We start from the raw sequence: 23,973 nt of genomic DNA, 5'->3' as shown, positions 1-23,973 counted from the left end.
ATTCGCAGGCAAAGCCGGATGGCCCGTTATTGTGACAAGGCAGGAAAACAGGACCCCAGCGTGAAAGGATTTGCAGCCGCCATAATCATTGTCGCCGTACTGGCTGTAACCAGCCTGTTTATCGGCGTCAGCGATGTGTCGCTAAACACGCTTTTCGGGACTGGCAGCACAGACCGCGCCACGCAGGTTCTCCTGATCAGCCGCATACCCCGCACGCTGGCCATCATCCTTGCCGGAATGTCGATGGCGGTGGCCGGCATGATCATGCAGATGCTGACCCGTAACCGCTTCGTCGAGCCGTCAACCGCGGGCACGGTGGAATCGGCGAGCCTCGGTATTCTTCTCGTTATTCTGTTTGCACCCGAAACACCCGTCTTCGGCAAGATGCTGGTGGCTTCCGTCACCGCCCTCGCCGGTACGGCGCTCTTCCTGCGTATCCTGCGCGCTATCCCGCTTCGCTCCATTCTGGTCGTGCCACTGGTCGGCATTATGCTGGGCGGGGTCGTCAGCGCGATCACGACTTTCATAGCCTATCGCTTCGATCTGCTGCAATCGCTCAACTCATGGACCAATGGCGACTTCTCCGGCGTTCTTCGCGGGCGCTATGAGCTGTTGTGGCTTTCCTTCTTCCTCACGATAATTGCCTATATCGCCGCCGACCGTTTTACGGTTGCCGGGCTTGGCGAGGATTTCACCACCAATCTGGGCCTCAATTATCGTCGCGTCGTAACGCTCGGCCTTGTCATTGTCTCCATGGTGAGCGCATCCGTCGTGGTGACGGTCGGCATGATCCCGTTTCTGGGTCTGATCGTGCCCAATGTGGTAAGCATATTCATAGGCGATAATATGCGCCGTGCGGTGCCCTGGGTTGCGGTTCTGGGGGCCGCTCTCGTTCTCGCCTGTGATATTGCCGGTCGCCTGATCCGCTATCCCTATGAAATTCCTATTGGAACCATGATGGGCGTGGTGGGAAGCGCGATCTTCCTTTATCTGCTTTTACGGCGGGGGTCGCGCCTTGCCTAAGAGCCGTCCCGCCTTCATCATCACCCTTCTGGCCGTGCTCGTGGTGCTAAGTTGCGCCGCCTTCATGACACTCGGTGCCAAGGGAAGCTGGTCATTTATTCTGTCATTTCGCGGAACCAAACTCGCGGGAATGCTGCTGGTCGCCTATGCAATCGCGGTTTCCACGGTGCTGTTTCAAACCGTCACGCATAATCGTATCCTGACGCCGTCGATCATGGGCTTCGATGCCCTCTATATCCTCATCCAGACCCTTGCGGTTTTCGCGTTCGGCGCGGTTCATATCGAAGGCATCGGGCCCAATATCCGCTTCCTCGCCGAAGCAGCCATCATGATCATCTTTGCCGGATTGCTCTATGCATGGCTGTTTTCAGGTGCTGCGCGCAGTCTCCATCTGGTAATGCTTGTGGGCATAATATTCGGCGTCTTCTTCCGCAGCATCTCAAACCTGATGCAACGAATGCTCGACCCCAACCTGTTTGCCATATTGCAAGATCGCTTCTTTGCCACCTTCAACAGCATCAATGCCGATATTCTCCTGCTTGCGGCCATTATCGTGGCAGCCGTCTCGCTTTATGGCCTGCGCCTCATTCATGTGATGGATGTGCTCTCGCTCGGACGCGATCCGGCGATCAATCTCGGCCTCAATTATCGCCGCGAGGTCCATAAGATCCTGCTGATCGTGACGATCCTTGTTTCTGTATCCACCGCTCTTGTTGGCCCGATCACCTTTTTTGGCCTGCTTGTCGCCAATCTTGCCTATATGATTTCAGGCTCTGCCAAACATCGCGTCATCTTGCCGGTGGCGGTGCTGCTGGCGATCCTGTGTATCGTCGGAGGGCAGACGGTTCTTGAGCGCGTCTTTGCTTTCAATACGGCGCTCAGCGTCATCATCGAATTTCTCGGCGGGATTGTCTTCATAATCCTTCTTGTAAGAGGTACGGCACGTTGATCGAAATCAGCCAAGTCAGCAAATCCTACAGCACGAACCTCGTCGTTGACGATGTGACGCTGAAATTGCCGGCGCGCGGCATCACCTCGATCATCGGGCCGAATGGTGCTGGTAAATCCACACTGCTTTCCATGGTCAGCCGCCTTTTGCCGATGGATAAGGGCCGCGTCACCGTGGATGGACTGGATGTCGTGAAGACGCCCGGTGATGTGCTGGCAAAGCGGCTTTCGATCCTGCGGCAGGACAATGCCATCAATTCGCGCCTGACGGTCCGCGATCTGGTTGCCTTTGGCCGCTATCCACATTCCAAGGGTCGGCCCAACAGCGAAGACCTCAAACATGTCGAACAGGCCATCGGCTATCTGGGGCTTGAGGATCTTCAGGACCGCTTTCTGGATGAGCTTTCAGGCGGTCAGCGCCAGCGGGCATTCGTGGCGATGGTCCTGTGTCAGGATACGGATTATGTGTTGCTGGACGAGCCGCTCAACAATCTGGATATGAAGCATTCCGCCGCGATGATGAAGCTGTTGCGGCGCGCGGCCGATGAATTGGGCAAGACGGTCGTGCTGGTGCTGCATGACATCAATTTCGCGTCCTGCTATTCCGACCACATCGTCGCCATGCGCCATGGCCGGGTCGTGCATCAGGGAACTCCGGACGAACTCATTCGCCCGGAAATCCTGCAAGACATCTATCAGATGGAAATTGCCGTCGAAATAATCGGCGGCAAGCGTATCGGCGTTTATTATCTCTAATTACACTGCAGGCGTTGCAGGGATAATGGCCTGCAAGGCATGATAGGCTGCCAGAACGGTCTCCATCTGCGCCGTATGCCCCTTCACAAAGGCATCACCATAGACGGTTTCGTCCGGATATTCGGTAATCAATGTCAGTGGAACCGTATGCCGGTCGTCGATGCCGACAAGACATGGAAAGCCGTTAATGATGCGGAAGCCCGTCTCGCCTGCATGCTGCTCGAACAACGCAATCTGCGCATTGTTGTAATCGACCAGCCCATCGATTGCAGCCAGATGTTTTGTCACGCGGTCGATCAGTTCTTCCGCTTCTTTTTCCCATGATTGATGATGCCGGATAATCAGGAAAAAACCCTTGGGCAGCGTCCACATGGCGAAGGAGCGCGGCACATAACCCGATAATGGCCGCGTCCATTCATGCGAGGGATAGCCATGCAGATTGACATGCAGTTTCGCATTGGTGCGCGCTTCCGCCTCGACGCGGATGGCTTTTTCGTAAAGCCCCTCGCCGCTGCGATATTCCAGATCGTCACCCAGAGCCGTATAGCGCGCCGCGTGATGCATGTGATGCGGCTGTAACTTGCAAAGACGCTTATGAATTTCATAACCGTCCGGATTTTCCTGCGGCGAGATCGTGAAATGCGCGTCCTTGCGCGCCGCAAGGCGGTTTGCTGCACGCAGGGCACCCACAACGCCGGTCGTTTCATTGGCATGTTGCCCGGCGCTGATCATCATGGGCGTATCGCTGCCCTTGATGTAAGTGGCGTAAACAACGCGGCCTGCGCGGGTTTTGGCCTCAAACGGCTCGCCGCCGAGCTTGCGGATTTCGCGGCGCAACTGATCGGCGGAAAGCGGCGCCTGCGCCTTTTCCAGCACTTGTTCAGCCGTCAATGAATCGGCAACAGAAAATGGTCGGGTTTCGACTTTCACACCGGGCGCGCCATCGAAAAAGCGCACTTCCGGCACGATCTGGCCGGGCTGCAATCCGCGATCACCGATAGGCCGACCGGATTTCTTCTGGAACACTTCCAGCAGCGAGAAATAAATATCCTCGTGCATGGCTTCCGTGAGACTCAGCGATTCCTCATCGTAAGACAGGCGACGGTCGGAAACCGGCAGGTTGACGGCAATGTTCAGTTCATCGAAATAAGGCTCGTCCCTGCCCCAGTCATGGCTGGCAATCGCAGAAACCGTCTCATGAAACAGCTTTTCATAGGCCGTTTCGTAGCGTCTGTTTTCGATGGCGCCGCCATGTTCGACAATCAGCCAGCCCGTCGGAGAAACCAGCGTTTCGCCGATAAAATCCTGATGCACCCGGTTGGGCGCAAAAACGCGATGATTTTGAGCGCTGCCGTCTTTAAGGGTCAGTTCGACTTCATAGAAAAAATCATCCTTGCCGGAGGCGGCGAACGCAATATCAGCATGCGGCAGAAGCGCGGATAGCGGATAGGTTTCGAGCAGAAAGCGGTTTTTAACGCAATTCTCATGGCGCGGATAATGAATGGTGGCCGACGCAAGCGCTTTTCCATCCACTTCCTCCAGGAAGAAGTGCAAAAGCGGCTTATAGGCCGAACGCAGGCGCGCGCTGATGCCAGCCTCGCGCAATGCGGTTTCGGCGGCAAAGCGGCTCGGCTGATCATCGAACAGCCATGCCTCGACCTTTGCGCCGCGCATTTCAGGTTTCGAGAAGCGGGCAATCAGAGCATCGATCGTCCGCTCATAGCTCTTTTCAAAAATCAGGCTCATCGGGTTCTGCCAGTCGGATCGAGGCTGTCGCGCAGCCAGTCGCCAAGGAGATTGAGGCCAAGCACGGTAAACAGGATGGCAAGGCCGGGAAATACGCTGACCCACCATGCAGTCTGGAGATAGGTCCGTCCGTCGGCCAGCATGCCGCCCCAGCTTGGAGTTGTCGGATCGACACCAAGGCCAAGGAAGGTCAGGCTGGATTCGAGCAGGATATTGTTGGCGACATTGAGCGTCATCAGCACGATGACCGGGCCAAGCAGATTGGGCAGAAGATGCTGGAAAATAATGCGCCGGTCCTTCACGCCAATGGCGCGCGCCGAGAGAATGAATTCGCGCTCGCGCAGCGACAGGACCGATCCACGCACCAGACGCGCATATTGCACACATTGCGAGATGATCAGCAGCAGGATCGTGTTGAAAAGTCCCGCACCAAAAATCGCCATGACCGTGATGGCAAGCAGAATAAAGGGCATGGCAAGCTGCACATCGACAAAACGCATCAGCGCCATGTCCCAGAAGCCGCGATAATAACCCGCCACAAGCCCCATGATCGTGCCGATGATGACCGATCCGATTACCGATACGAAGCCGACAAAGAGCGAAATCTTGCCGCCTGACACCACCCGCGCCAGCACGTCACGGCCAAGCGGATCGGTGCCGAATATATGCGCGGGATTGACGAATGGCGGTGTGAGGCGCGCCAGCAGATCGATCTTGTTGGCGCCGCCCGGAAACAGATAGCCGGAAAAGAGCACGGCAAAGCAGATCGCACCCGTCAGCAGCACGCCGAAAATGAATTCAAAGCTCGTAAAACGGGAGGAAAGGATGGAAGATGTTTTGCTCGCCATGGCTCTACTCCGTGCGAATACGCGGATCGACAAGGCCATAGGCAATGTCCACGAGAAGATTGACGCCGATGATGAGCATCGACAGGATTGCGATGGTCGCCTGTAGCGTCGGATAATCGCGGCTGGCCACAGCGTCGAAGGCCAGTGTGCCCATGCCCGGCCAGTTGAACACGCGCTCAACCACGACGATGCCGCCTAAAAGCCCGCCGAACTGAAGCCCGATATAGGTAATGAGCGGAATGGCGCAATTGCGCAGCGCATGCTTGTAAAGAACCTTGTTCTCGCTCAGCCCCTTGGCGCGCGCCACCATGATATATTGCGATTGCAGCGTTTCGAGCATGGAGGTGCGCACAAGACGCACATTGGTCGCGGTCAGAATGATGCCCATCGTCAAAGCAGGCATGATGAAGCTTGCAATGCCGCTCATACCGCTTGGCGGCAGCCATTGCAGCCAGATGCCAAACAGCAGCACCAGCATGGTAGCAAGCCAGAAGTTCGGGAATGACAAGCCGACTAGCGAGCAGACACGGATCAACTGATCCGCCCATTTGCCGCGTGAAACGGCGGCCTTGATGCCAAGCGGGATCGAAATGAGGATGGACACGAAAAGCGAGGCGAAGGCCAGCATCAGTGTTGCTGGAAGTGCGTTGCTGACAAGCAGGGAAACCGGCGTTCCGCCAAGGAAGCTGCGACCGAGATCGAAGGTGAACAGGCCCTTGAAGAATTGCCAGTATTGCACAAGGAACGGCTGGTTGAGGCCAAGCCCCTCGCGGATACGCTCAAGATCGGCTTCGGTTATGCTGCCCGCGCCTTGCGTCAGCATCAGGGCCGGATCGCCGGTCAGGCGAATTGCATAGGCGACGAGCAGCGTCATTACGACGAGCACGAACAGCGCCTGCAAAATTCGTTTTATGAGAAATCCGGCCACCAGAGCCTCCAGAATGCTGCGGCAAGCCGACAAGCGGCTTGCCGTTCAATTGCGTTTTACTCGACAGTCACATCCGACAGGCGCATGCGGTTATCGGGTGCCGGCACGAAATTCTTCACGCGCTTGTTGACGCCGTAAATCGCCTTCGTGTTGTAGAGCGGCATTTCATATGCGCGATCGGCGGCATATTTCGCGATGTCCTGAAGGAGCTTTTCGCGCTCATTGCGATCAAGGACGGAACGCTGCGCTTCAAGCATCTCGTCGAGCTTTTCGTCTTTCTCGTACGGATTCCACTTCTCGCCGGAATGATACATCGCATAGGCGGTGTTGTCATAGTCGAAAGTCCAGCCGCCCCATTTCTGCTGGAACATGGCGCCGGTCTTGCCCTGCGGGATGATGTCATTGAGCAGGACATTGGTGTCATAGGGCTTGATGGCGGCATTCACGCCGACCATTTGCAGGAAGCTTGCCACCGCCTGCGCCACCTCGTTGAAGGTCGCATCATTGCCGCGCACGTCGATCTGCACCGTTGCACCGGGCTGCACGCCTGCTTCTTCAAGCAGTTTCTTCGCCTGTTCCGGATCATAAGGCAGCGGCTTCAATTCGGGATCGTAACCGAACGAAAGTGCGCTCTGGAAGCTCGCAATCGGCTCAGCCTGACCGGCAAGGATCGACTGGATGATCGCATCGCGATCCACAGCCATGATCAGCGCCCTGCGCACCCGCTCATCCTTGGTGATGCCGTCACGCGTATTAAAGCGCAGCGCATCGACGGTTGGACCTGCGGTCGTCACCAGTTCGAGATTGGGATCGCCCTCAATGGTCGGGATCATGCCGATGGGAATGGTGGGCGGAATGACCAGATCGACACGGCCAGCCTGTAATTCGGCAACCGCCGTGGAAGGCTCCGTGATGAAACGGTATTCGAGTTCGGAAAGCTTCGGCGCGCCATCCCAGTGATCGGCGAATGCCTCAAGCTTGATGCTCACCTTCGGCTGGTAGGAGACGAATTTGAACGGGCCGGTGCCGACCGGATTCATGTTGAAGAAATCATCGCCCTTTTCCGCTATATATTTCGGCGGAACGATCATCCCGCCGTATCCGGCAAGCTTGGTGATGAGAACCGGATCAGGCTCCTTGAGGTGGAAATCAACCGTCTTGTCGTCGATGACTTCGACACTCTCAATGGCGATATAGTTGGAGCGCTGCGGACCTTTGGCGCCTTCATCGCCAAGCAGGCGATCAAAGGTGAACTTGACGGCCTCGGCATTGAATGGCTCGCCATTGTGGAATTTGACGTTCTCGCGCAGATTGAAGCGAATGCGCTTGCCTTCGTCCAGTTCTTCCCACGATGTCGCCAGTGCGGGAACGAGCTTGAGATCGGGACCGCGATAGACAAGACCGTCGAAAATATTGGTCGCAACGGAAGCCCAGTTCACCAGAAACGTATCGATCGGGTCCCAGCTGCCGGGATCCTGCGGCGATGAAACGGTCAGTTTGCCTTCCGCGAAGGCCGGAGCGGATGCCAGCACGGCTGCCGAAACGGCAGAAGCCAGAAGCATGGCCTTAAAAGTTTTCCTCATCATTGTCTCTCCCCCATTGGGTTCGGTTGAACTTTCTGTTTCAGGCATTGGTCGCCACGAAATGTCCGGGGACGATTTCGCGATGACCATAAATAATCTGTTCATCTTCTACGCGCCGCGTCGTGCTTGGAATTTCGCCTTCCAGCACCGGACGTCTGGTGCGCGCCGATGGATCGGCAACGGGAACCGCGGAAAGAAGCCGTTGCGTATAGGGATGTGCAGGCGTCTCAAAAACCTGCGTGCGGGTGCCGAGTTCCATGATCTGCCCCAGATAAAGCACGGCGACACGATGGCTCATTTTCTCGACCACTGCCATGTCATGGCTGATGAAGAGATAAGCCAGCCCCTGCTCTTTCTGCAGGTCCATGAACAGATTGATGACCTGCGCCTGAATGGAAACATCGAGCGCTGACAATGCTTCGTCTGCAATGATGAGCTTGGGCTTGGAAGCCAGAGCACGGGCGATACAGACGCGCTGGCGCTGGCCGCCGGAAAACTCATGCGGATAACGTGAGGCATGTTCCGCCCCCAGTCCGACACGTTCCAGCAATTCCGTAACGCGGGCATTGATCTCTTTATCGCTATGAAGAAGCCCATGCGTGCGGATGGGTTCGGCAATGGAGAAGCCGACCGTCTTGCGCGGATCGAGCGAAGCGAAGGGGTCCTGAAAAATATACTGCACTTCGCGGCGCATGGCATAGCGCTCGCCAGCGCTCATCTGGGAATAGGCTTTGCCATTGAAGCGGATCTCGCCCGAGAGCGGATTCTGCAACTGCTGGATCGTGCGCCCGATGGTCGATTTCCCCGACCCCGACTCGCCGACAAGCGCCAGTGTCTCGCCCGGATAAATGTCGAAGGCCACTTTGGAAACGGCATTGCAGACATGCGTGACCTTGCCGAAAATATTCTTCTTGATCGGAAAACGCACATAAAGATCATCGACCGCCAAAACCGGCTTGACGTCGTAACGTGCGGTATCCTGAATGCGCTCCTCACCCGCAAGCACCGGCACGCCATTCTGCATCGTCATGACGGGCATGCGCTTGGGATATTCCTGTCCCGTCATGCTGCCGAGCCTGGGCACAGCCGAAAGAAGCGTCTGTGTATAAGGATGCTGCGGCGCCTCGAAAATGCGCTCCACCGGGCCTTCCTCGACCTTCTTACCCTTCCACATGACGACGACATCATCGGCCATTTCCGCAACCACGCCCATGTCGTGGGTGATAAAAATCACCGCCATTTCAAGTTCTTGCTGCAATTCTCTTATAATGTGCAGTATCTGAGCCTGAATGGTGACATCCAGCGCCGTCGTCGGCTCGTCGGCAATCAGCAATTTGGGTCGGCAAGCCAGAGCCATGGCGATCATGACGCGCTGGCGCATGCCGCCCGAAAGCTGGTGCGGGTAACGCTTGAGCAGCCCTTCGGCATCCGGTAGCCGCACCATTTCGAGAAGGCGCCTGCCTTCCGCAAGGGCCGCGCGCTTGCTCATGTTCTCATGCAGCATCAGCACCTCGGCAATCTGGTTGCCAATGGTGAAAACAGGATTGAGCGATGTCATCGGCTCCTGAAAGATCATCGCGATCTCATTGCCGCGGATGCCGCGCATGGTGTCCTGATCGGCTTTGAGCAGATCGCGCTCTCCTTTAGCGCGATCGTCGAACAGGATTCGTCCGGTCGGGAATTTCGCTCCGCTCATATCGGCAAGCCGCATGATGGAAAGCGACGTGATGGATTTGCCCGAACCCGATTCACCGACAATGGCCAAAGTGCGTCCGGGGGCAACAGAAAAACTCAGATCGTCGACCACGCGGCTTGCGCCGAATTCAACGCTAAGTCCATCAACGGTCAAAAGAGGCTTCGACACAGCTTCGCTCAACTCGGCTCCGATCAGTTTCTAAATTCTATAGCGTAATGGCAGACCGCGAGGCCTGATTGAATGCGCCTGACATGAATCGCAAAAGCATGGCTACTTCTGAAAGCAATTCCTCCGAAGGGCGCGCGCTTGCCGTCGCATCGACCAGCAGACGTTCGCGAATCTGGCCATAGCGGGCACAAGCTTCGGCTCCCTTCGCGGTGATCTGCACTGTCTTTTCCTTTGCCGCCTTGCCTGTCGTCAACAAGCCCGCCTTTTCAAGTTTTCGAATAGCATAGCTGGCAATATGCGTATCTTCGATATCTAATACGAGACAAATATCCGCAAGCTTTTTCTCTCGTCCGCGATGGCGGATAGAATGCAAGATCAATACCTCGATGGGCGATAGTCCGGGCACACCGGCCGCCGCCATGCAGCGCACCATCCAGCGCGAAAACGCATGCGACGCGAGAATAAGGCCATATTCGACCTCGGACATGGCAGGCGAGCCGCCGTCGGCAAGATGTGCGGAAGAAACGATGGGACCGGCAAGCGAATGCAGATTCGTGTGCAGCGTGCTTTCGTCAAAGCCCGATTCCTGCATCCGATCCTGCTGCTGAATTGGCTGCTGATCTGGCGGATTTGCCATATTTTCCGCCTTTCTCCTATTCTCCATTCTTGCCGCTCCCACATTTTTGTGTATTTTATGTCACCATCTTATCGACATTTTGTCAATAAAGTGGGACCATTAAATTCTGAAAAAGATTTCAGAATATGCCGAATATTGCACATCAGGGAGCCTCAAATGAGCGAAACTGCACGGGGAGTATGGGACTTCTGGATCGATCGTGGCGGTACGTTCACCGACGTCATCGGACGCGATCCTGAGGGCAATCTCCATGCACGCAAGGTTCTCTCTGAAAATCCGTCAGCCTATCGGGATGCCGCCGTTCATGGCATCCGCCTGCACCTTGGCCTGGAATCCGGCGAACCGGTTCCAGCCGGGCTGATCGGTGAAGTGCGCATGGGTACGACAGTTGCCACAAACGCACTCTTGGAGCGCAAGGGCGAGCGGCTGGCGCTTGTCACCACCAGGGGCTTCCGCGACGCCTTGCGCATCGGCTATCAGGAACGCAAGGATATTTTCGCCACCGAAATCATCAAGCCTGAGGCGCTTTATGATAGTGTTGTGGAAATAAACGAGCGTGTCCGCGCCGATGGCGCCGTCGAAAAGGCGCTCGATCTTGCAGAGGCTGAAACAGCACTTCGCAGCCTGAAAGACCAAGGCTACAAATCGATCGCGATTGCCTTAATGCACGCTTACAAGTTTCCGGCGCATGAAGCTGAAATTGCTCGCATTGCCCGCGATCTTGGTTTCGAGCAGGTTTCCGTCAGCCATGAGGTTTCGCCCCTGATCAAGCTGGTCGGGCGCGGCGATACCACCGTTGTCGATGCCTATCTATCGCCGGTTCTGCGGCGCTATGTGGCGCAGGTTTCCAATGAACTCGACGTCGAGCGCACCGGCGCGCGCGTCATGTTCATGATGTCTTCGGGCGGGCTTACCGCAGCCGATCTGTTTCAGGGCAAGGACGCGATTTTGTCCGGCCCCGCTGGCGGCGTTGTCGGCCTTGCACGGACGGGTGAAACAGCCGGATTCGGGCAGGTGATCGGCTTCGACATGGGCGGAACGTCCACCGATGTCGCGCATTTTGACGGCGAATATGAACGCGCTTTCGAGACGGAAGTAGCCGGTGTGCGCGTGCGTGCGCCGATGATGCTGATCCACACGGTCGCGGCAGGCGGCGGCTCTGTACTTCATTATGACGCAGGCCGTTTCCGGGTCGGACCCGATTCGGCGGGCGCCAATCCTGGTCCCGCCTGCTATCGCAATGGCGGCCCTCTTGCCGTCACCGACGCCAATGTCATGCTGGGCAAGCTGGTGCCTGAATTCTTCCCGGCAATCTTCGGCCCGCAGCAGAACCAGCCACTCGATGTCGAGCGTGTGCGTGAACTCTTCACCAAGCTTGCCGATGAAATCGGTGACGGGCGTTCACCAGAGGCCGTTGCCGATGGCTTCATCCGCATTGCGGTGGCCAATATGGTCGAGGCGATCAAGAAAATCTCGGTGCAGCGCGGCTATGACGTGACGCGCTATGCGCTGAATTGCTTTGGCGGTGCCGGTGGCCAGCATGCCTGCCTCGTGGCCGATGCATTGGGCATGAAGAATATTCTCCTTCACCCCATGTCCGGCCTGCTTTCCGCCTATGGCATGGGCCTTGCGGATATTCGCTCGACCCGCCAGAAGGCACTGGGGGTTTCGCTTGATGCCGATGCTCCCGCCGCCCTCAAGGAACTTGGCAAGGAATTGGCGAGCGAATGCGTGGAAGAACTCACCGCGCAGGGCATAGAGGCTTCCGCCATCCATCAATATCTGCGCGCGCATATCCGCTATGCCGGTACGGATACCGTGCTTTCCATTGATGCAACCTTCCCCGACATGGATAATGCCGGGCGGTTACGTGCGGAATTTGAGGCTGCCCACAAGCGCCGCTTCGGCTTTATCGCTGAAAACAAGGCTCTGGTAATTGATGCGGTCGAGGTTGAGGCCGTCGGCGGCGGCGCAAGCGAAACCGAAACCGCACAGCCGCTGGAAAATGAGACGGAGGCACAGGCCAGCAAGCGCACGCGCATCTTCTCGCAAGGTGAATTCCACGATGCAGGCGTCATCATGCGCGAGCAGATCCAGCGCGGCCAGACCGTGACCGGCCCGGCGATCATCATCGAAAAGAACCAGACCATCGTGATCGAGGATGGCTGGCAGGCGCGCCTGACAGCCCACGACCATGTGGTGCTGACCCGCATCAAGGCTCTGCCCGCTCGCACGGCCATCGGCACGGAAGCCGATCCGGTCATGCTGGAGATTTTCAACAATCTGTTCATGTCCATTGCCGAGCAGATGGGCGTGACGCTTCAGAACACCGCCTATTCGGTCAATATCAAGGAACGTCTGGACTTTTCCTGCGCGGTATTCGACACGCAGGGCAATCTCGTCGCCAATGCGCCCCATATGCCTGTGCATCTGGGATCGATGGACGCCTCCGTCGCCACCGCGATCCGCGAGAACAAAGACATCAGGCCGGGCGACGTATTCCTCATCAACGCCCCTTATAATGGCGGCACCCACCTGCCCGACCTCACCGTCTGCACGCCCGTTTTCGATGACGACAATCGCGAAATCCGCTTCTGGGTGGCAAGTCGCGGCCATCATGCCGACATTGGCGGCATCGCGCCCGGCTCCATGTCGCCGCTTGCGGTCAATATCGAGCAGGAAGGCGTCTATATCGACAATTTCAAACTGGTCGATCGCGGCACTTTCCGCGAAGAAGCACTGGCGCAACTGCTGACCGGCGCAAAATACCCGGTTCGCAATCTTACGCAGAATGTCAACGACCTGAAGGCGCAGATCGCGGCCAATGAAAAGGGCGTCGCAGAACTCAGGAAGATGGTCGCCCATTTCGGCGAAGATGTCGTCAAAGCCTATATGGGTCATGTTCAGGATAATGCCGCCGAAAGCGTGCGCCGCGTCCTCGACAAGCTGCCCGACGGCCAGTTTACCTATGAGATGGATCAGGGCTGCAAGATCGTGGTGCGCATTACCATCGACAAGGCCAGACGCGAGGCGACCGTCGATTTTACCGGCACATCCGAACAGCGTCCGGATAATTTCAATGCACCCGAACCTGTCACGCGCGCGGCAGTGCTTTATGTCTTCCGCGTGCTGGTCGAAGGCGACATTCCGATGAATGCAGGTTGCTTGCGGCCCGTCAGGATCATCGTTCCTGAAGGCTCGATGCTGTCGCCGCGTTATCCGGCAGCGGTTGTAGCCGGTAATGTCGAGGTCAGTCAGGCTGTCACCAATTGCCTGTTCGGCGCAACCCGCGCCATGGCAGCAGCACAGGGAACCATGAACAATCTGACATTCGGCAACGACCAGTATCAGTATTATGAGACCATCTGCTCCGGCGCGCCTGCCGGTCCGGGCTTCAATGGTGCGGATGCCGTCCACACCCATATGACCAATTCGCGCCTGACCGACCCGGAAATTCTCGAAACACGCTTCCCCGTTCTGCTTGAGGATTTCCACATCCGCGAGAATTCGGGCGGCAAGGGCAAATGGCATGCGGGCAATGGCACCAGCCGCACGATCCGCGCATTGGAGAGGCTCGATTTTGCCATTCTCTCCGGCCATCGCCGCGTTGCGCCCTTCGGCCTTGAAGGCGGTGAACCCGGCCAGACAGGCCGCAATGAAGTGCGCCGCAAGGATGGCTCGGTGGAAGTGCTCGGCAATTGCGATCAGACTATTCTTGAGGCGGGTGAAGCCTTTACCGTCATTACGCCCACGGGCGGGGGTTACGGAAAGCCCGAATAACGACGACGAAAACGCCGCTCGAAAGGGCGGCGTTTTCATTTCCAGAAAACCGCAGAAAGGCAGGACAATCAGAGCCTGAAGTACTGTAGAATATTATTGCTATATATATCCAATCATCAAAAATAATTTCTCTTTGCTATGCGAAAGCGGCATGTTTGAACGCTACATTAGAATGAATTTCCTGTATTTTACGCTCAGTCGAATAATTTTACAGGTAACGAACATGAAGCTCGCTCAAATTCTCGCTACGGTCGGCATTCTTCAGGCCGCATTTCTTTCGACCGCCCTGGCGGGTGAAAACCTTGATGCCATTAAAGCCGCGGGCGTCCTCAAGATCGGCACCGAAGGCACCTATGCCCCCTTCACCTATCACGACAAGGACAACAAGCTTGTTGGTTTCGACGTGGAAATCGGTGAAGCGGTGGCCGAGAAGCTTGGCGTGAAGCCGGAATTCGTCGAAGGTAAATGGGATGGCCTGATCGCGGGCTTGGATTCCAAGCGTTACGACACCGTGATCAATCAGGTCGGCATCACGGAAGAGCGCCAGCAGAAGTTCAACTTCTCCAATCCCTATATCGTTTCCAAGGTGGTGCTGATCGTCAGCGACAAGAATGACACGATCAAGGATTTCGCCGATCTTCAAGGCAAGAAATCGGCGCAATCGCTGACCAGCAATTACGGCAAGATGGCCAAGGAAGCCGGGGCCGAACTGGTCGCAACCGACGGTTTTGACCAGTCCATCCAGCTTGTCCTGACCGGACGCGCCGATGCGACACTCAATGACAGCCTGTCTTATCTTGATTTCAAGAAGCAGCAGCCTAACGCTCCGGTAAAGGTCGTTGCGGAAGAAGAAAAGGGAGCTCCTTCAGGCATTATCGTTCGCAAGGGCGATGACGAACTGGTCGCTGCGATCAACAAGGCGCTCGACGACATCAAGGCTGACGGCACTTACGAGAAAATCTCGCAGAAATATTTCGGCAAGGACGTTTCCAAGTAAGCTCCCGCTCGACCGCGAATGTGAAGCCGGAACAAGTTTCCGGCTTCTTTCCTTTGCGGCCATGGACTTATTCGATTAAATAGCTTGATGAATTTCCGAGCAGAGGAACCGGACACTTGCCCCACTGGCTTCAACTGATGGTGGAATCACTGCCGACGCTCTTGTGGGCCGGGTTGATGTTCACCATTCCCCTGACAATCTTGTCCTTCATTTTCGGCTTGTCGCTCGGCCTTATCACGGCGCTGGTGCGCCTGTTCGCACCTATCTGGCTGTCATCCGTCGCGCGTTTTTACGTCTGGATTTTTCGCGGAACGCCCTTGCTGGTGCAGCTTTTCGTGATCTTCTACGGCTTGCCGAGCGCAGGCATCTATCTCGATGCATTCCCAGCTGCGCTTATCGGCTTCTCGCTCAATGTGGGCGCCTATAGTTCCGAAGTCATCCGGGCGGTGATTTCATCGGTCCCAAAAGGACAATGGGAAGCCGCCTATTCCATTGGCATGAGCTGGCGGCAGGCGCTGGCACGCACCGTGCTGCCACAAGCGGCCAGAACTGCTGTTCCGCCGCTCTCCAACACCTTTATCTCGCTGGTGAAAGACACATCGCTCGCCGCCGCCATCACCGTGCCGGAACTGTTTCAATCCGCGCAACGCATCGTCGCCACCACCTACGAACCGCTCATCCTTTATATTGAAGCAGCGCTCATCTATCTGGCGTTGAGCACAATCCTGTCACAGCTTCAGGCCCGGCTCGAACAGCGTTTCAGACGCTATGGCGGAACGCTGGAGACAAATTCATGATCGAGTTACAGCATATCGTAAAACGCTTCGGTGACACTGTCGTGCTCGATGATGTCAGCGTGACAATCGCGGAAGGCACGGTTACGGCGCTTGTCGGGCCATCGGGAGGCGGCAAGAGCACCCTGTTGCGATGCATCAATCTGCTGGAAGTGCCCACCTCCGGGACATTGATCCTCGGCGGGCAGAGTCTGGCATTCGAACCGGAGCGCAAGCCAAGCTGGCAGGCAATCCAGTCGATCCGGCGGCAAACCGGCATGGTGTTCCAGAATTTCCAGCTTTTCCCGCATCAGACGGCCATCCAGAATGTCATGGAAGGTCTTCTGACAGTGCTCAAATGGCCAAAGGAAAAAGCCAGGGAGCGGGCGATGGAGCTGCTCACCAAAGTGGGCATGGCGCACAAGGCCGATGCCTGGCCATCGACACTTTCAGGCGGGCAACAGCAGCGCATCGCAATTGCGCGAGCGCTCGCGCCTTCGCCGCGCGTGCTGCTATGCGACGAACCGACATCTGCGCTTGACCCGGAACTGGCTTCGGAAGTGGTCGATGTGCTGAGCAAACTCGCCCAGGAAGGCACCACCATGGTGATTGCCACGCATGATCTGCGGCTTGCGTCCAAGATTGCCCAGAATGTCGTGTTTCTGGAATCAGGCAAGATCGTCGAAACCGGCAGCGCGCACGATATTTTCACCCGTCCGGCACGCGACCGAACCAAAAAATTCGTGGCGACGATCAACGCCGCTCATACCTACGACATTTAGTTTTAATCCCGCTGACATGAAGAACAGGGGCTTTTGCGTGTTGCAAGAGCCCTTTTTACAATTTCAAGCCCCCGCCTTGCGTCCTTTGGGGAGGTTCATTCCTTCCGCCAGACCTTGTCCTTTGGAAATTTTATACCGGCTCTCATCCCTGCCCCTTGGTAAATCCCCCAAGCGCTGCTACATTAAGGGCAACGTAAGATAAAAGCGCCTTGCCTGCGTCCTCATCGGTTCGCGCGGCGCCAAAAGGATAAGTACCTTGAAAGACCCCGAGGAGCGCCACGCAGTTATGGCGCATCAGGGGGCGTCCAACGGACAATCGGGCAATAGTCAAGCCCGGAATCCGTTCGGAAACGGCAAGCGCAAACCGCGCAAGCAAGCCGTTTCAGAAGTCGGCAATGCATCATCTGAAGCTGCCGATTCAGGATGCCCGGATACGGAAAGCAAGGGCTCCCAGAGCCAGCGCAAGCGTGCGCGCCGCCGCCACCGTGGAAAAACGGCAGGCGCTGCGACGGGCGCGGTGCATAAGTCCGCCATCGCCGAAAGTCCCGCTGCCAGCGAGAAATCGACAGATGTCCGGCCTTCCGGAAAAATATCCAATCGCCGCCGCCGCGCTCGCAAGAAAAAGCAGGCACTCCAGCAAAATGGTGCCATTGCAGGGGCGGACAATGCAGGCGTGACGCAGGGAGCTACGATCAGGCCGGACAGCCAGAATATGCGCCCGCAGCACAACCGGAACAATGTTCGGCCACCGCACCCGGCCCAAAGCGATCATCGCGAGGCACCCCTCTACGCGGCCCTTGATCTGGGCACCAATAATTGCCGCCTGCTGATTGCGGCACCGACGCGGCCCGGGCAGTTTCGCGTCATAGACGCGTTTTCGCGCATCGTCCGGCTTGGTGAAGGGGTAAGCGCCACAGGGCGGCTTGGTGAGCAGGCCATGCAGCGCGCCATCGACGCGCTGAAAATTTGCGCCGAAAAGCTTGCCTCGCGCAAGGTCAAGCGTGCACGACTGATCGCCACCGAAGCCTGTCGCTCAGCTGCGAATGGCGAGGAATTTCTAAGCCGCGTCCGCAATGAAACCGGCCTCGAACTTGAAATCGTTGACCGCCAGACCGAGGCGCGGCTTGCTGTTTCCGGCTGTGGTACGCTGGTTACGCGCGACACTGATGCAGTGGTCCTGTTCGATATTGGCGGCGGCTCGTCCGAAATCGCGCTGATCGACGTGTCCCAACGCCGCTCTCCCCGCCTTGCCGAACATATCATGGCATGGACGTCACTGCCCGTTGGCGTGGTTACATTGGCAGAGCGCTTTGGCGGGCGCAATGTCACCGCAGAAAGTTACGATTCCATGGTCGAACATGTGACCGGGCTTCTCTCGGCCTTTTCGGAGCGTCATTGCCTGGGCCAGCTTGCAGCCGGTTCACGCTTTCATCTGCTGGGAACATCAGGCACGGTGACGACGCTTGCAGGCATCCACCTTGGACTTGAACGATATGATCGCAGGCGGGTGGATGGCATGTGGATGGGGGCCGACGAGGTCACGCAAATGACCAGCCGGCTGCTTTCATGGGATTTCGAAGCGCGTGTTGCAAATCCCTGCATCGGAGCGGACCGCGCCGATCTGGTTCTGGCGGGCTGTGCCATTCTGGATGCCATCCGCAGCGTGTGGCCCAGCGAAAAACTTCTCGTTGCCGATCGAGGCTTGCGCGAAGGCATTTTAACTGAACTGATGTCGCGTGATGGTGCCTGGCGGCACAATCGTGCCGCAGGCGCCAGAACGGGCGCTAAAACAGATATAAGAAACAGGCATTGACGATGAGCAAGGCGGGCGGAAATAAAGGCGGCGGACGGACCACAGGCGGTCGCGGCGGGGCGGGCAGCAGCAATCTTCATGTACGCGTGAAGAAGAAGGCGGGCACGATCAAGGCTTCTTCGCGCCGCTGGCTGGAGCGCCATCTCAATGATCCCTATGTGCATAAATCCAGGGCCGATGGCTATCGTTCACGCGCGGCTTACAAGCTGATCGAGATCAATGACCGCTATGATCTGTTGAAAAAAGGCCAGAAGATTATCGATCTGGGTGCCGCACCCGGCGGCTGGTCGCAAATCGCCGCCAAGATTGTGGGATCCACGGATGAAGATCCGCATATTGTGGGTATCGATTATCTTCCCGTCGACCCCCTGCCCGGCGTGATTCTGCTCGAAATGGATTTCCTCGACGACGAGGCTCCGCAAAAGCTTATGGAAGCACTCGGCGAGAAGCCCGATCTTGTTATTTCGGATATGGCGGCACCGACCACCGGCCACCGCCGCACCGACCATCTGCGAACGGTGCATCTGTGCGAGGTCGCGGCCGACTTTGCCATTTCCGTGCTCAAGCCGGGCGGGCATTTCCTCACCAAGACTTTTCAGGGTGGGACTGAAAACGAACTTCTGGCTTTGCTCAAGCAGAAGTTCCGTTCTGTGCATCACGTCAAGCCACCGGCATCACGAGCCGAATCCGTCGAGCTCTATCTGCTCGCACGCGATTTCAAGGGCTGATCCCACCACCCTTTATCCGGGACAGCCCAGCGCCATCTGGAACCATCACTGCCTTGCGACGTTGAGTTTCTTATTATGGGAGCTCAAAAATGTCTGTCCGTTTTCAAATTGCCGCCGTGTTGTGCATCGTCGTCAATTCTGTGATCTTCGGGATCGGCGCGATCACCGTCCTGTCCATCCCGGCCTTGGCGGAACATGCAAAATACGGATTGCCAGCAGTGATCTTGATAAGTTTTCTGGTCACGCCCCTGGCATCATGGTTTCTCGCCCCACGCATGCGCAATCGCTATTGGCAGAGGCGAAAAGCAGCCGCGCGATAAACCCCAGCTATCCAGCTTAACTTGCCAATAAGCCTATAGTCTTGCTGTCATAAAGGAAATCAAATGGCTGGGGGACCTGGATTCGAACCAAGACTAACGGAGTCAGAGTCCGCTGTTCTACCCTTAAACTATCCCCCAGCAGGGATTGCGGATCAGCACCGTGATCTGCAACTTTGCTCCGACCGGATTGTCTGTCTGCGAGCGGCTTTCATCTACCGTTTCCGAATTACGAACGCAACCCCTTTGCGACAAAAAATTGAAGTAAATTCAAATGCCGGAAGATAATGAATTCACGACGAGACAGGCCATGCCCTCTATGGGGCGTTTGTCCCGCAAAACTGCCAATTATAGCGCTAAAAAAAGCCCGACAGCAAAAGCGGTCGGGCCAAAGGGCAGGCTGATCCGGAGGGGAATCCGGCATGTGAGGGCGGCGCCTGCCTGACAATCAGAATGATTCTCTTCCTTCAGGTGATGTTGCGACTCAGTTCCAGTCGCAGCCGCGCATCGGCAAGAACATTTAAAAGCCGCGTGGGATCTTCATTGCCCGAATGATGAAGTGCTGCGCTGATGTCCCGGCGCTCCAAACCAAGGTCGCGCAATAAATAATCGTCCAGCTCATGAAGATGCGAAAGGTGGCGTCGATTGCGCCACGAGGTCCATCGATGCTTAACCCGGCCAAAAACCGCCCCGACCGCCTGTCCAGGCGCGAAGACGCGCCGACCGGCCAAGGGTAAAAACGTTGTCATGGTCTTGCTTGTCGATGTCATGGCGGCTCTCCTTCAAGCTCGCTCGTTTCAATGGGAGTTCTTGTCGGAATAAATCCGGCGCATGCGTTATTGAATAATCGAATTGATTATTCCAACGAATGTTTCTAATATATTTCTTCAATAATTGTGATGGATGGTTCGGATGAGCACACCGCTGGATCTTGATCAGTTGCAAACCTTTGTCGCCATAACCGACACTGGCAGCTTCACGAAGGCGGCGGAGGCCGTTTTCAAGACGCAGTCGGCGGTTTCCATGCAGATGCGTCGCCTTGAGGAACGGGTGGGAAAGCCTTTATTCGAACGCGATGGCCGCACCAACCGCCTGACGGAAGACGGCAGGAAATTGCTGCATCATGCCAGACGCATGCTTCAACTCAACGGCGAGACGCTCGCCGCCTTCGACGATACACAGCTTGAAGGACATGTGCGTATCGGCACGCCCGATGATTATGCGGATCGTTTCCTCCCGGAAATCATGGCGCGCTTTGCCCGTTCCAATCCGCGCGTGGAACTTTCCGTGGTCTGCGAGCCGACCGTCAATCTGGACGAAATGATCCGACGCGGAACCCTCGATATTGCGCTTGTGACGCAATGCGATGAAAAGCGCCGCTCCGAAGTCGTCCGCACGGAGCCGCTCTTGTGGGTCACATCCGCCACCCATACGGTCCATGAAGAAGCAATGCTGCCGCTGGCGGTGGGGCGCCCCACATGCATCTGGCGGCAGGTGGCGATCGATATGCTCGAAAGCGCACAGCGCGATTATCGCATCATCATCACGAGCTGGTCGGCAACGGTCCTCGCCGCAGCGGTGCTGTCGGGGCTTGCGATTTCTGTTTTGCCCGAATGTGCGTTGCGGCCCGGCATGCGGGTGCTTGGCGAGGCCGAAGGTTTTGGCGCATTGCCGGAATTCGGCATCGGCATCATGCGCGGCCACAGCAAGCAAAACGCTATTGTCGACGCCCTTGCCCAGCATATTATTGAAAGCCTCGACAATATTTCCGCGCCTGCGCAAGCGGCGCTGGTTTCGCCGGAAATAACCCCTTTTTCTTCCGTGCGCATGCGGCGCGTACGCTCCAGTGAGTTGCTGCCCGGCTGGTAAGCGGGGATAGTCACCGGGGCGGCGTATTGACCAGTTGACGTATCGCGGCACCAGATAACCAATAACGGGATGAGCATGGGTTCCGATTCGAGTTTTGGTGAGGCTGCTTCCAATGTAGCCGAATATAGCGTTTCCGAAATTTCCGGCGCGCTCAAGCGCACGGTCGAGAGCGCATTTTCGCATATTCGCGTGCGCGGGGAGATTTCCGGTTATCGCGGGCCACACTCGTCAGGCCATGCCTATTTCGCGCTCAAGGATGACCGGGCGCGGCTCGAAGCGGTCATATGGCGCGGCTCGATGAGCCGTTTGCGCTTTCGCCCCGAAGAGGGGATGGAAGTCATTGCCACCGGCAAGCTGACGACCTATCCCGGCTCGTCCAAATACCAGATCGTTATCGAACAGATGGAGCCGGCGGGTGCAGGCGCGCTCATGGCACTGCTCGAAGAGCGCAAGCGCCGTCTTGCCGCTGAAGGACTGTTCGACCCCGCCGCCAAGCAATTGCTGCCTTTCATGCCACGCGTGATCGGGGTCGTGACATCCCCGACCGGCGCGGTAATCCGCGACATCATCCATCGTATTTCGGACCGCTATCCCTTGCATGTGCTGGTCTGGCCCGTGCGCGTTCAGGGAGAGACCAGCGGCGCGGAAGTCGCCGGGGCGGTCGAAGGCTTCAACAATATTTCAGAAAATGGCTCCATCCCGCGCCCGGACGTGCTGATCGTCGCGCGCGGTGGCGGCAGTCTGGAGGATCTCTGGGGTTTCAACGATGAAGTGGTGGTGCGTGCGGTTGCCGCATCAAACATCCCGATAATTTCCGCCGTCGGCCATGAAACCGACTGGACATTGATCGATCTTGCCGCCGATGTTCGCGCGCCCACACCGACCGGCGCCGCTGAGATGGCCGTTCCGGTCAAGGCTGATCTGGCGGCTACGGTCGCAACGCTTTCGGCACGCCTGAACGCAGCCATATCGCGCTTTATCGATCTGAAACGACAGGCGCACCGTGCCTGCGCGCGGGCTTTGCCTTCTGCCGATCAATTGCTGGCCCTGCCCCGCCGCCGTTATGACGAAGCGGCTTCGCGCCTCACGCGGGCACTGTTTGTCAACACCCAAAAGAAACGCGTTCACTTTGAAGGACATGCGCGTCAATTATCGCCGCGGCTGCTGCAACGGCGTTTTGATGAGCAGAAGCGCAACACGAATATGCTCGGCCAGCGCCTGCCGCGCGGGCTGGAAGCTTTCTTGCGGGAAAGGCGCACGCTCTTTGCGCATCGCGCCGGACGGCTGGTGGCAAGCCCCTTGCTGCGGCATATGCAGCAGGCCAAGGCAACGATCGATCAGCTTGATCGCCGCCGCGATCAGGCAATAGGCGTCACCATCGAACGCATTCGCAGGCGCGGGCAGGAACTGGAACGGCTCATGCGCACACTGTCCTATGAAAGTGTGCTGGAGCGGGGGTTCGCCGTTGTTTTCGACGCGGATGGCAATCCGGTCAAACAGGCGGCTGCCATTTCAGATGGGGATACCTTATCGCTTCGATTCCGTGACGGCGATATTGCCGCCATAGCGGGAGAAACACCCGTTTCCAAAAGTTCGGCAGCTCCCTCCGGCCGCAAAACATCCACTGGTCCCTCGGGTCAGGGGTCTTTATTTTGAGGTCGTGGTGGCAAATCCTGCCCCATTGTTGCGGCGCTGGCCCTCTCTTAAGGCTGGCTTAAGTTTTCTCCCCTTTTTCTGCATCTTCCTTCCCGCTCCGCAAAGCGGGACATTGATCATAAATTGTTGAATCGACGTGGAAGAGTTGCAGAATGCCGGATGGATTGCCCGACAATAAAAGCTCCCTTTTTTCAAAACATGGATTGGCGACACGCCGCGCTTTTTTATTTGGGGCAGGCGCCATGGCGCTTTCGGGCTGTGTTTCGGCGGCACCGCCTTCCCAGCCGTCCACGGCACCGGCACCGTCGCAGCCGATACGGGCTGTGCCCCTCATGTATCAGGCCATGCCTGAAGAGCAATTTCCGCTGCCAGCGGTAGATGTCAGCAAGGTGGACCCGAAATTCTGGCGGCAGGAAGTCGATTATCCGACCAGTGAAGCGCCCGGTACGGTGATCGTCGATACGCCGAACAAGTTTCTTTATCATGTGCGCGGCAATGGGCGGGCAATGCGCTACGGCATCGGCGTGGGACGCGACGGGTTTTCATGGGCAGGACGCGCGAGGATTGCTTATAAGCGGCAATGGCCGCGCTGGACGCCGCCCGATGAAATGGTCGCTCGCCAGCCCTCGCTTGAACCCTATAGCATCGCCAATGGAGGCATGCCGCCCGGCCTCAAAAACCCATTGGGCGCACGCGCCTTATATATACATGACGGTGGAGGCGACACGCTTTACCGCATTCATGGCTCGCCAGAGGAATGGAGCATCGGCAAGGCTGTTTCATCAGGCTGTATCCGCCTGCTCAATCAGGATATAATCGATCTCTACGATAATGTGCGTGACGGCAGCACGCTGGTCGTCATTCCCGATCCGACGAAGGGACAGCAGGTTACGAGCTGATTTCCCTCACCCGAAAGCCTTCTTAC

General features: G+C 57.1%; 21 protein-coding genes and 1 tRNA gene. 12 read left to right on the top strand and 10 right to left on the bottom strand.

The features are described 5' to 3' along the window. The first annotated feature begins 60 nt into the window (after window positions 1-60). The 3 genes from DKP76_RS05995 to DKP76_RS05985 are packed head-to-tail and all read left to right on the top strand — an operon-like array spanning window position 61 to window position 2,727. Window positions 61-1,023, top strand: a complete 963-nt coding sequence (locus tag DKP76_RS05995; RefSeq protein ID WP_109705861.1) for an ABC transporter permease — start codon at window positions 61-63, stop codon at window positions 1,021-1,023. After that, window positions 1,016-1,972 carry an iron chelate uptake ABC transporter family permease subunit gene (locus DKP76_RS05990; protein ID WP_245410152.1) on the top strand — a complete coding sequence of 319 codons (957 nt, stop codon included), beginning with the start codon at window positions 1,016-1,018 and terminating at the stop codon, window positions 1,970-1,972. The genes DKP76_RS05995 and DKP76_RS05990 overlap by 8 nt, the downstream gene beginning before the upstream one ends. Next, on the top strand, window positions 1,969-2,727 hold the full coding sequence (locus DKP76_RS05985) for an iron ABC transporter ATP-binding protein (RefSeq protein ID WP_109705531.1): 759 nt from the start codon (window positions 1,969-1,971) through the stop codon (window positions 2,725-2,727). The genes DKP76_RS05990 and DKP76_RS05985 overlap by 4 nt, the downstream gene beginning before the upstream one ends. Here DKP76_RS05985 and DKP76_RS05980 read toward each other — a convergent pair whose 3' ends face one another. The 6 genes from DKP76_RS05980 to DKP76_RS05955 are packed head-to-tail and all read right to left on the bottom strand — an operon-like array spanning window position 2,728 to window position 10,288. Beyond that, window positions 2,728-4,473 (bottom strand): M14 family metallopeptidase, encoded by a 1,746-nt coding sequence (locus DKP76_RS05980; protein ID WP_109705530.1) that lies wholly within the window; start codon window positions 4,471-4,473, stop codon window positions 2,728-2,730. Further along, a complete protein-coding gene (locus DKP76_RS05975; protein WP_109705529.1) occupies window positions 4,470-5,321 on the bottom strand; it encodes an ABC transporter permease in 852 nt (283 codons plus the stop codon). The genes DKP76_RS05980 and DKP76_RS05975 overlap by 4 nt, the downstream gene beginning before the upstream one ends. Window positions 5,322-5,325: 4 nt before the next feature. Beyond that, window positions 5,326-6,249, bottom strand: a complete 924-nt coding sequence (locus DKP76_RS05970; RefSeq protein WP_109705860.1) for an ABC transporter permease — start codon at window positions 6,247-6,249, stop codon at window positions 5,326-5,328. A gap of 56 nt (window positions 6,250-6,305) precedes the next feature. After that, the gene (locus tag DKP76_RS05965) at window positions 6,306-7,832 is read right to left on the bottom strand and encodes an ABC transporter substrate-binding protein (protein ID WP_425349374.1); all 1,527 of its coding nucleotides are present in this window, start codon (window positions 7,830-7,832) and stop codon (window positions 6,306-6,308) included. A 40-nt stretch (window positions 7,833-7,872) separates the two neighbouring features. Continuing rightward, window positions 7,873-9,723 (bottom strand): ABC transporter ATP-binding protein, encoded by a 1,851-nt coding sequence (locus DKP76_RS05960; RefSeq protein WP_109705527.1) that lies wholly within the window; start codon window positions 9,721-9,723, stop codon window positions 7,873-7,875. Between the two features lie 10 nt (window positions 9,724-9,733). Continuing rightward, complete coding sequence (locus tag DKP76_RS05955; protein ID WP_109705859.1) at window positions 9,734-10,288, bottom strand: winged helix DNA-binding protein; 555 nt, start codon at window positions 10,286-10,288, stop codon at window positions 9,734-9,736. A gap of 201 nt (window positions 10,289-10,489) precedes the next feature. Between DKP76_RS05955 and DKP76_RS05950 the strand changes: the two genes are divergently transcribed. From DKP76_RS05950 to DKP76_RS05925, 6 genes are all read left to right on the top strand, one after another. Next, on the top strand, window positions 10,490-14,113 hold the full coding sequence (locus DKP76_RS05950) for a hydantoinase B/oxoprolinase family protein (RefSeq protein WP_109705526.1): 3,624 nt from the start codon (window positions 10,490-10,492) through the stop codon (window positions 14,111-14,113). 223 nt (window positions 14,114-14,336) lie between these two features. Beyond that, window positions 14,337-15,110, top strand: coding sequence for an amino acid ABC transporter substrate-binding protein (locus DKP76_RS05945; protein ID WP_109705525.1), 774 nt, complete (start codon window positions 14,337-14,339; stop codon window positions 15,108-15,110). A 116-nt stretch (window positions 15,111-15,226) separates the two neighbouring features. After that, window positions 15,227-15,907, top strand: a complete 681-nt coding sequence (locus DKP76_RS05940; RefSeq protein ID WP_109705524.1) for an amino acid ABC transporter permease — start codon at window positions 15,227-15,229, stop codon at window positions 15,905-15,907. Continuing rightward, window positions 15,904-16,665 (top strand): amino acid ABC transporter ATP-binding protein, encoded by a 762-nt coding sequence (locus tag DKP76_RS05935; protein WP_109705523.1) that lies wholly within the window; start codon window positions 15,904-15,906, stop codon window positions 16,663-16,665. The genes DKP76_RS05940 and DKP76_RS05935 overlap by 4 nt, the downstream gene beginning before the upstream one ends. Window positions 16,666-16,921: 256 nt before the next feature. Further along, window positions 16,922-18,478 (top strand): Ppx/GppA phosphatase family protein, encoded by a 1,557-nt coding sequence (locus tag DKP76_RS05930; protein WP_245410151.1) that lies wholly within the window; start codon window positions 16,922-16,924, stop codon window positions 18,476-18,478. Window positions 18,479-18,480: 2 nt separating this feature from the next. After that, window positions 18,481-19,206: an RlmE family RNA methyltransferase gene (locus DKP76_RS05925; protein WP_109705521.1), complete on the top strand. Its 726-nt coding sequence runs from the start codon at window positions 18,481-18,483 to the stop codon at window positions 19,204-19,206. 103 nt (window positions 19,207-19,309) lie between these two features. Here the strand turns inward: DKP76_RS05925 and DKP76_RS19145 are convergent, their stop codons facing one another. The 3 genes from DKP76_RS19145 to DKP76_RS05910 all read right to left on the bottom strand — a co-directional run bounded on the left by DKP76_RS19145 (window position 19,310) and on the right by DKP76_RS05910 (window position 20,293). Continuing rightward, window positions 19,310-19,450 carry a hypothetical protein gene (locus DKP76_RS19145; RefSeq protein ID WP_158279420.1) on the bottom strand — a complete coding sequence of 47 codons (141 nt, stop codon included), beginning with the start codon at window positions 19,448-19,450 and terminating at the stop codon, window positions 19,310-19,312. Between the two features lie 140 nt (window positions 19,451-19,590). Next, a tRNA-Gln gene (locus DKP76_RS05915) sits at window positions 19,591-19,664 on the bottom strand. A gap of 326 nt (window positions 19,665-19,990) precedes the next feature. After that, complete coding sequence (locus DKP76_RS05910) at window positions 19,991-20,293, bottom strand: DUF1127 domain-containing protein (RefSeq protein ID WP_109705519.1); 303 nt, start codon at window positions 20,291-20,293, stop codon at window positions 19,991-19,993. Between the two features lie 142 nt (window positions 20,294-20,435). Here DKP76_RS05910 and DKP76_RS05905 point away from each other — a divergent pair, with 142 nt between their 5' ends. After that, window positions 20,436-21,392 (top strand): LysR substrate-binding domain-containing protein, encoded by a 957-nt coding sequence (locus DKP76_RS05905; protein ID WP_109705518.1) that lies wholly within the window; start codon window positions 20,436-20,438, stop codon window positions 21,390-21,392. Window positions 21,393-21,467: 75 nt separating this feature from the next. Continuing rightward, a complete protein-coding gene (xseA, locus tag DKP76_RS05900) occupies window positions 21,468-23,048 on the top strand; it encodes an exodeoxyribonuclease VII large subunit (protein ID WP_109705517.1) in 1,581 nt (526 codons plus the stop codon). A gap of 58 nt (window positions 23,049-23,106) precedes the next feature. On the opposite strand, the gene DKP76_RS19330 is transcribed toward xseA, so the two are convergent. Continuing rightward, a complete protein-coding gene (locus tag DKP76_RS19330) occupies window positions 23,107-23,292 on the bottom strand; it encodes a hypothetical protein (RefSeq protein ID WP_199224781.1) in 186 nt (61 codons plus the stop codon). Here DKP76_RS19330 and DKP76_RS05895 point away from each other — a divergent pair. Beyond that, window positions 23,291-23,947 carry a L,D-transpeptidase gene (locus DKP76_RS05895; protein ID WP_245410150.1) on the top strand — a complete coding sequence of 219 codons (657 nt, stop codon included), beginning with the start codon at window positions 23,291-23,293 and terminating at the stop codon, window positions 23,945-23,947. The two genes, DKP76_RS19330 and DKP76_RS05895, sit on opposite strands and share 2 nt — an antisense overlap. Window positions 23,948-23,973: the final 26 nt, after the last annotated feature.

This window comes from Falsochrobactrum shanghaiense (assembly GCF_003149535.1).
Taxonomy (GTDB): domain Bacteria; phylum Pseudomonadota; class Alphaproteobacteria; order Rhizobiales; family Rhizobiaceae; genus Brucella; species Brucella shanghaiense.
The sequence above is the reverse complement of the archived record's forward strand: the minus strand, read 5'-3'. Positions and strand labels throughout refer to the sequence as shown.

What these genes read in the sequence shown, in the direction of transcription:
- DKP76_RS05975 (WP_109705529.1), bottom strand. Translation starts at nt 5,321, where the DNA reads ATGGCGAGCAAAACATCTTCCATCCTTTCCTCCCGTTTTACGAGCTTT.
- DKP76_RS05925 (WP_109705521.1), top strand. Translation starts at nt 18,481, where the DNA reads ATGAGCAAGGCGGGCGGAAATAAAGGCGGCGGACGGACCACAGGCGGT.
- DKP76_RS05950 (WP_109705526.1), top strand. Translation starts at nt 10,490, where the DNA reads ATGAGCGAAACTGCACGGGGAGTATGGGACTTCTGGATCGATCGTGGC.
- DKP76_RS05910 (WP_109705519.1), bottom strand. Translation starts at nt 20,293, where the DNA reads ATGACATCGACAAGCAAGACCATGACAACGTTTTTACCCTTGGCCGGT.
- DKP76_RS05965 (WP_425349374.1), bottom strand. Translation starts at nt 7,832, where the DNA reads ATGAGGAAAACTTTTAAGGCCATGCTTCTGGCTTCTGCCGTTTCGGCA.
- DKP76_RS05905 (WP_109705518.1), top strand. Translation starts at nt 20,436, where the DNA reads ATGAGCACACCGCTGGATCTTGATCAGTTGCAAACCTTTGTCGCCATA.
- DKP76_RS05980 (WP_109705530.1), bottom strand. Translation starts at nt 4,473, where the DNA reads ATGAGCCTGATTTTTGAAAAGAGCTATGAGCGGACGATCGATGCTCTG.
- DKP76_RS05945 (WP_109705525.1), top strand. Translation starts at nt 14,337, where the DNA reads ATGAAGCTCGCTCAAATTCTCGCTACGGTCGGCATTCTTCAGGCCGCA.
- DKP76_RS19330 (WP_199224781.1), bottom strand. Translation starts at nt 23,292, where the DNA reads ATGGCGCCTGCCCCAAATAAAAAAGCGCGGCGTGTCGCCAATCCATGT.
- DKP76_RS05935 (WP_109705523.1), top strand. Translation starts at nt 15,904, where the DNA reads ATGATCGAGTTACAGCATATCGTAAAACGCTTCGGTGACACTGTCGTG.
- DKP76_RS05955 (WP_109705859.1), bottom strand. Translation starts at nt 10,288, where the DNA reads ATGCAGGAATCGGGCTTTGACGAAAGCACGCTGCACACGAATCTGCAT.
- DKP76_RS05895 (WP_245410150.1), top strand. Translation starts at nt 23,291, where the DNA reads ATGGCGCTTTCGGGCTGTGTTTCGGCGGCACCGCCTTCCCAGCCGTCC.
- xseA (WP_109705517.1), top strand. Translation starts at nt 21,468, where the DNA reads ATGGGTTCCGATTCGAGTTTTGGTGAGGCTGCTTCCAATGTAGCCGAA.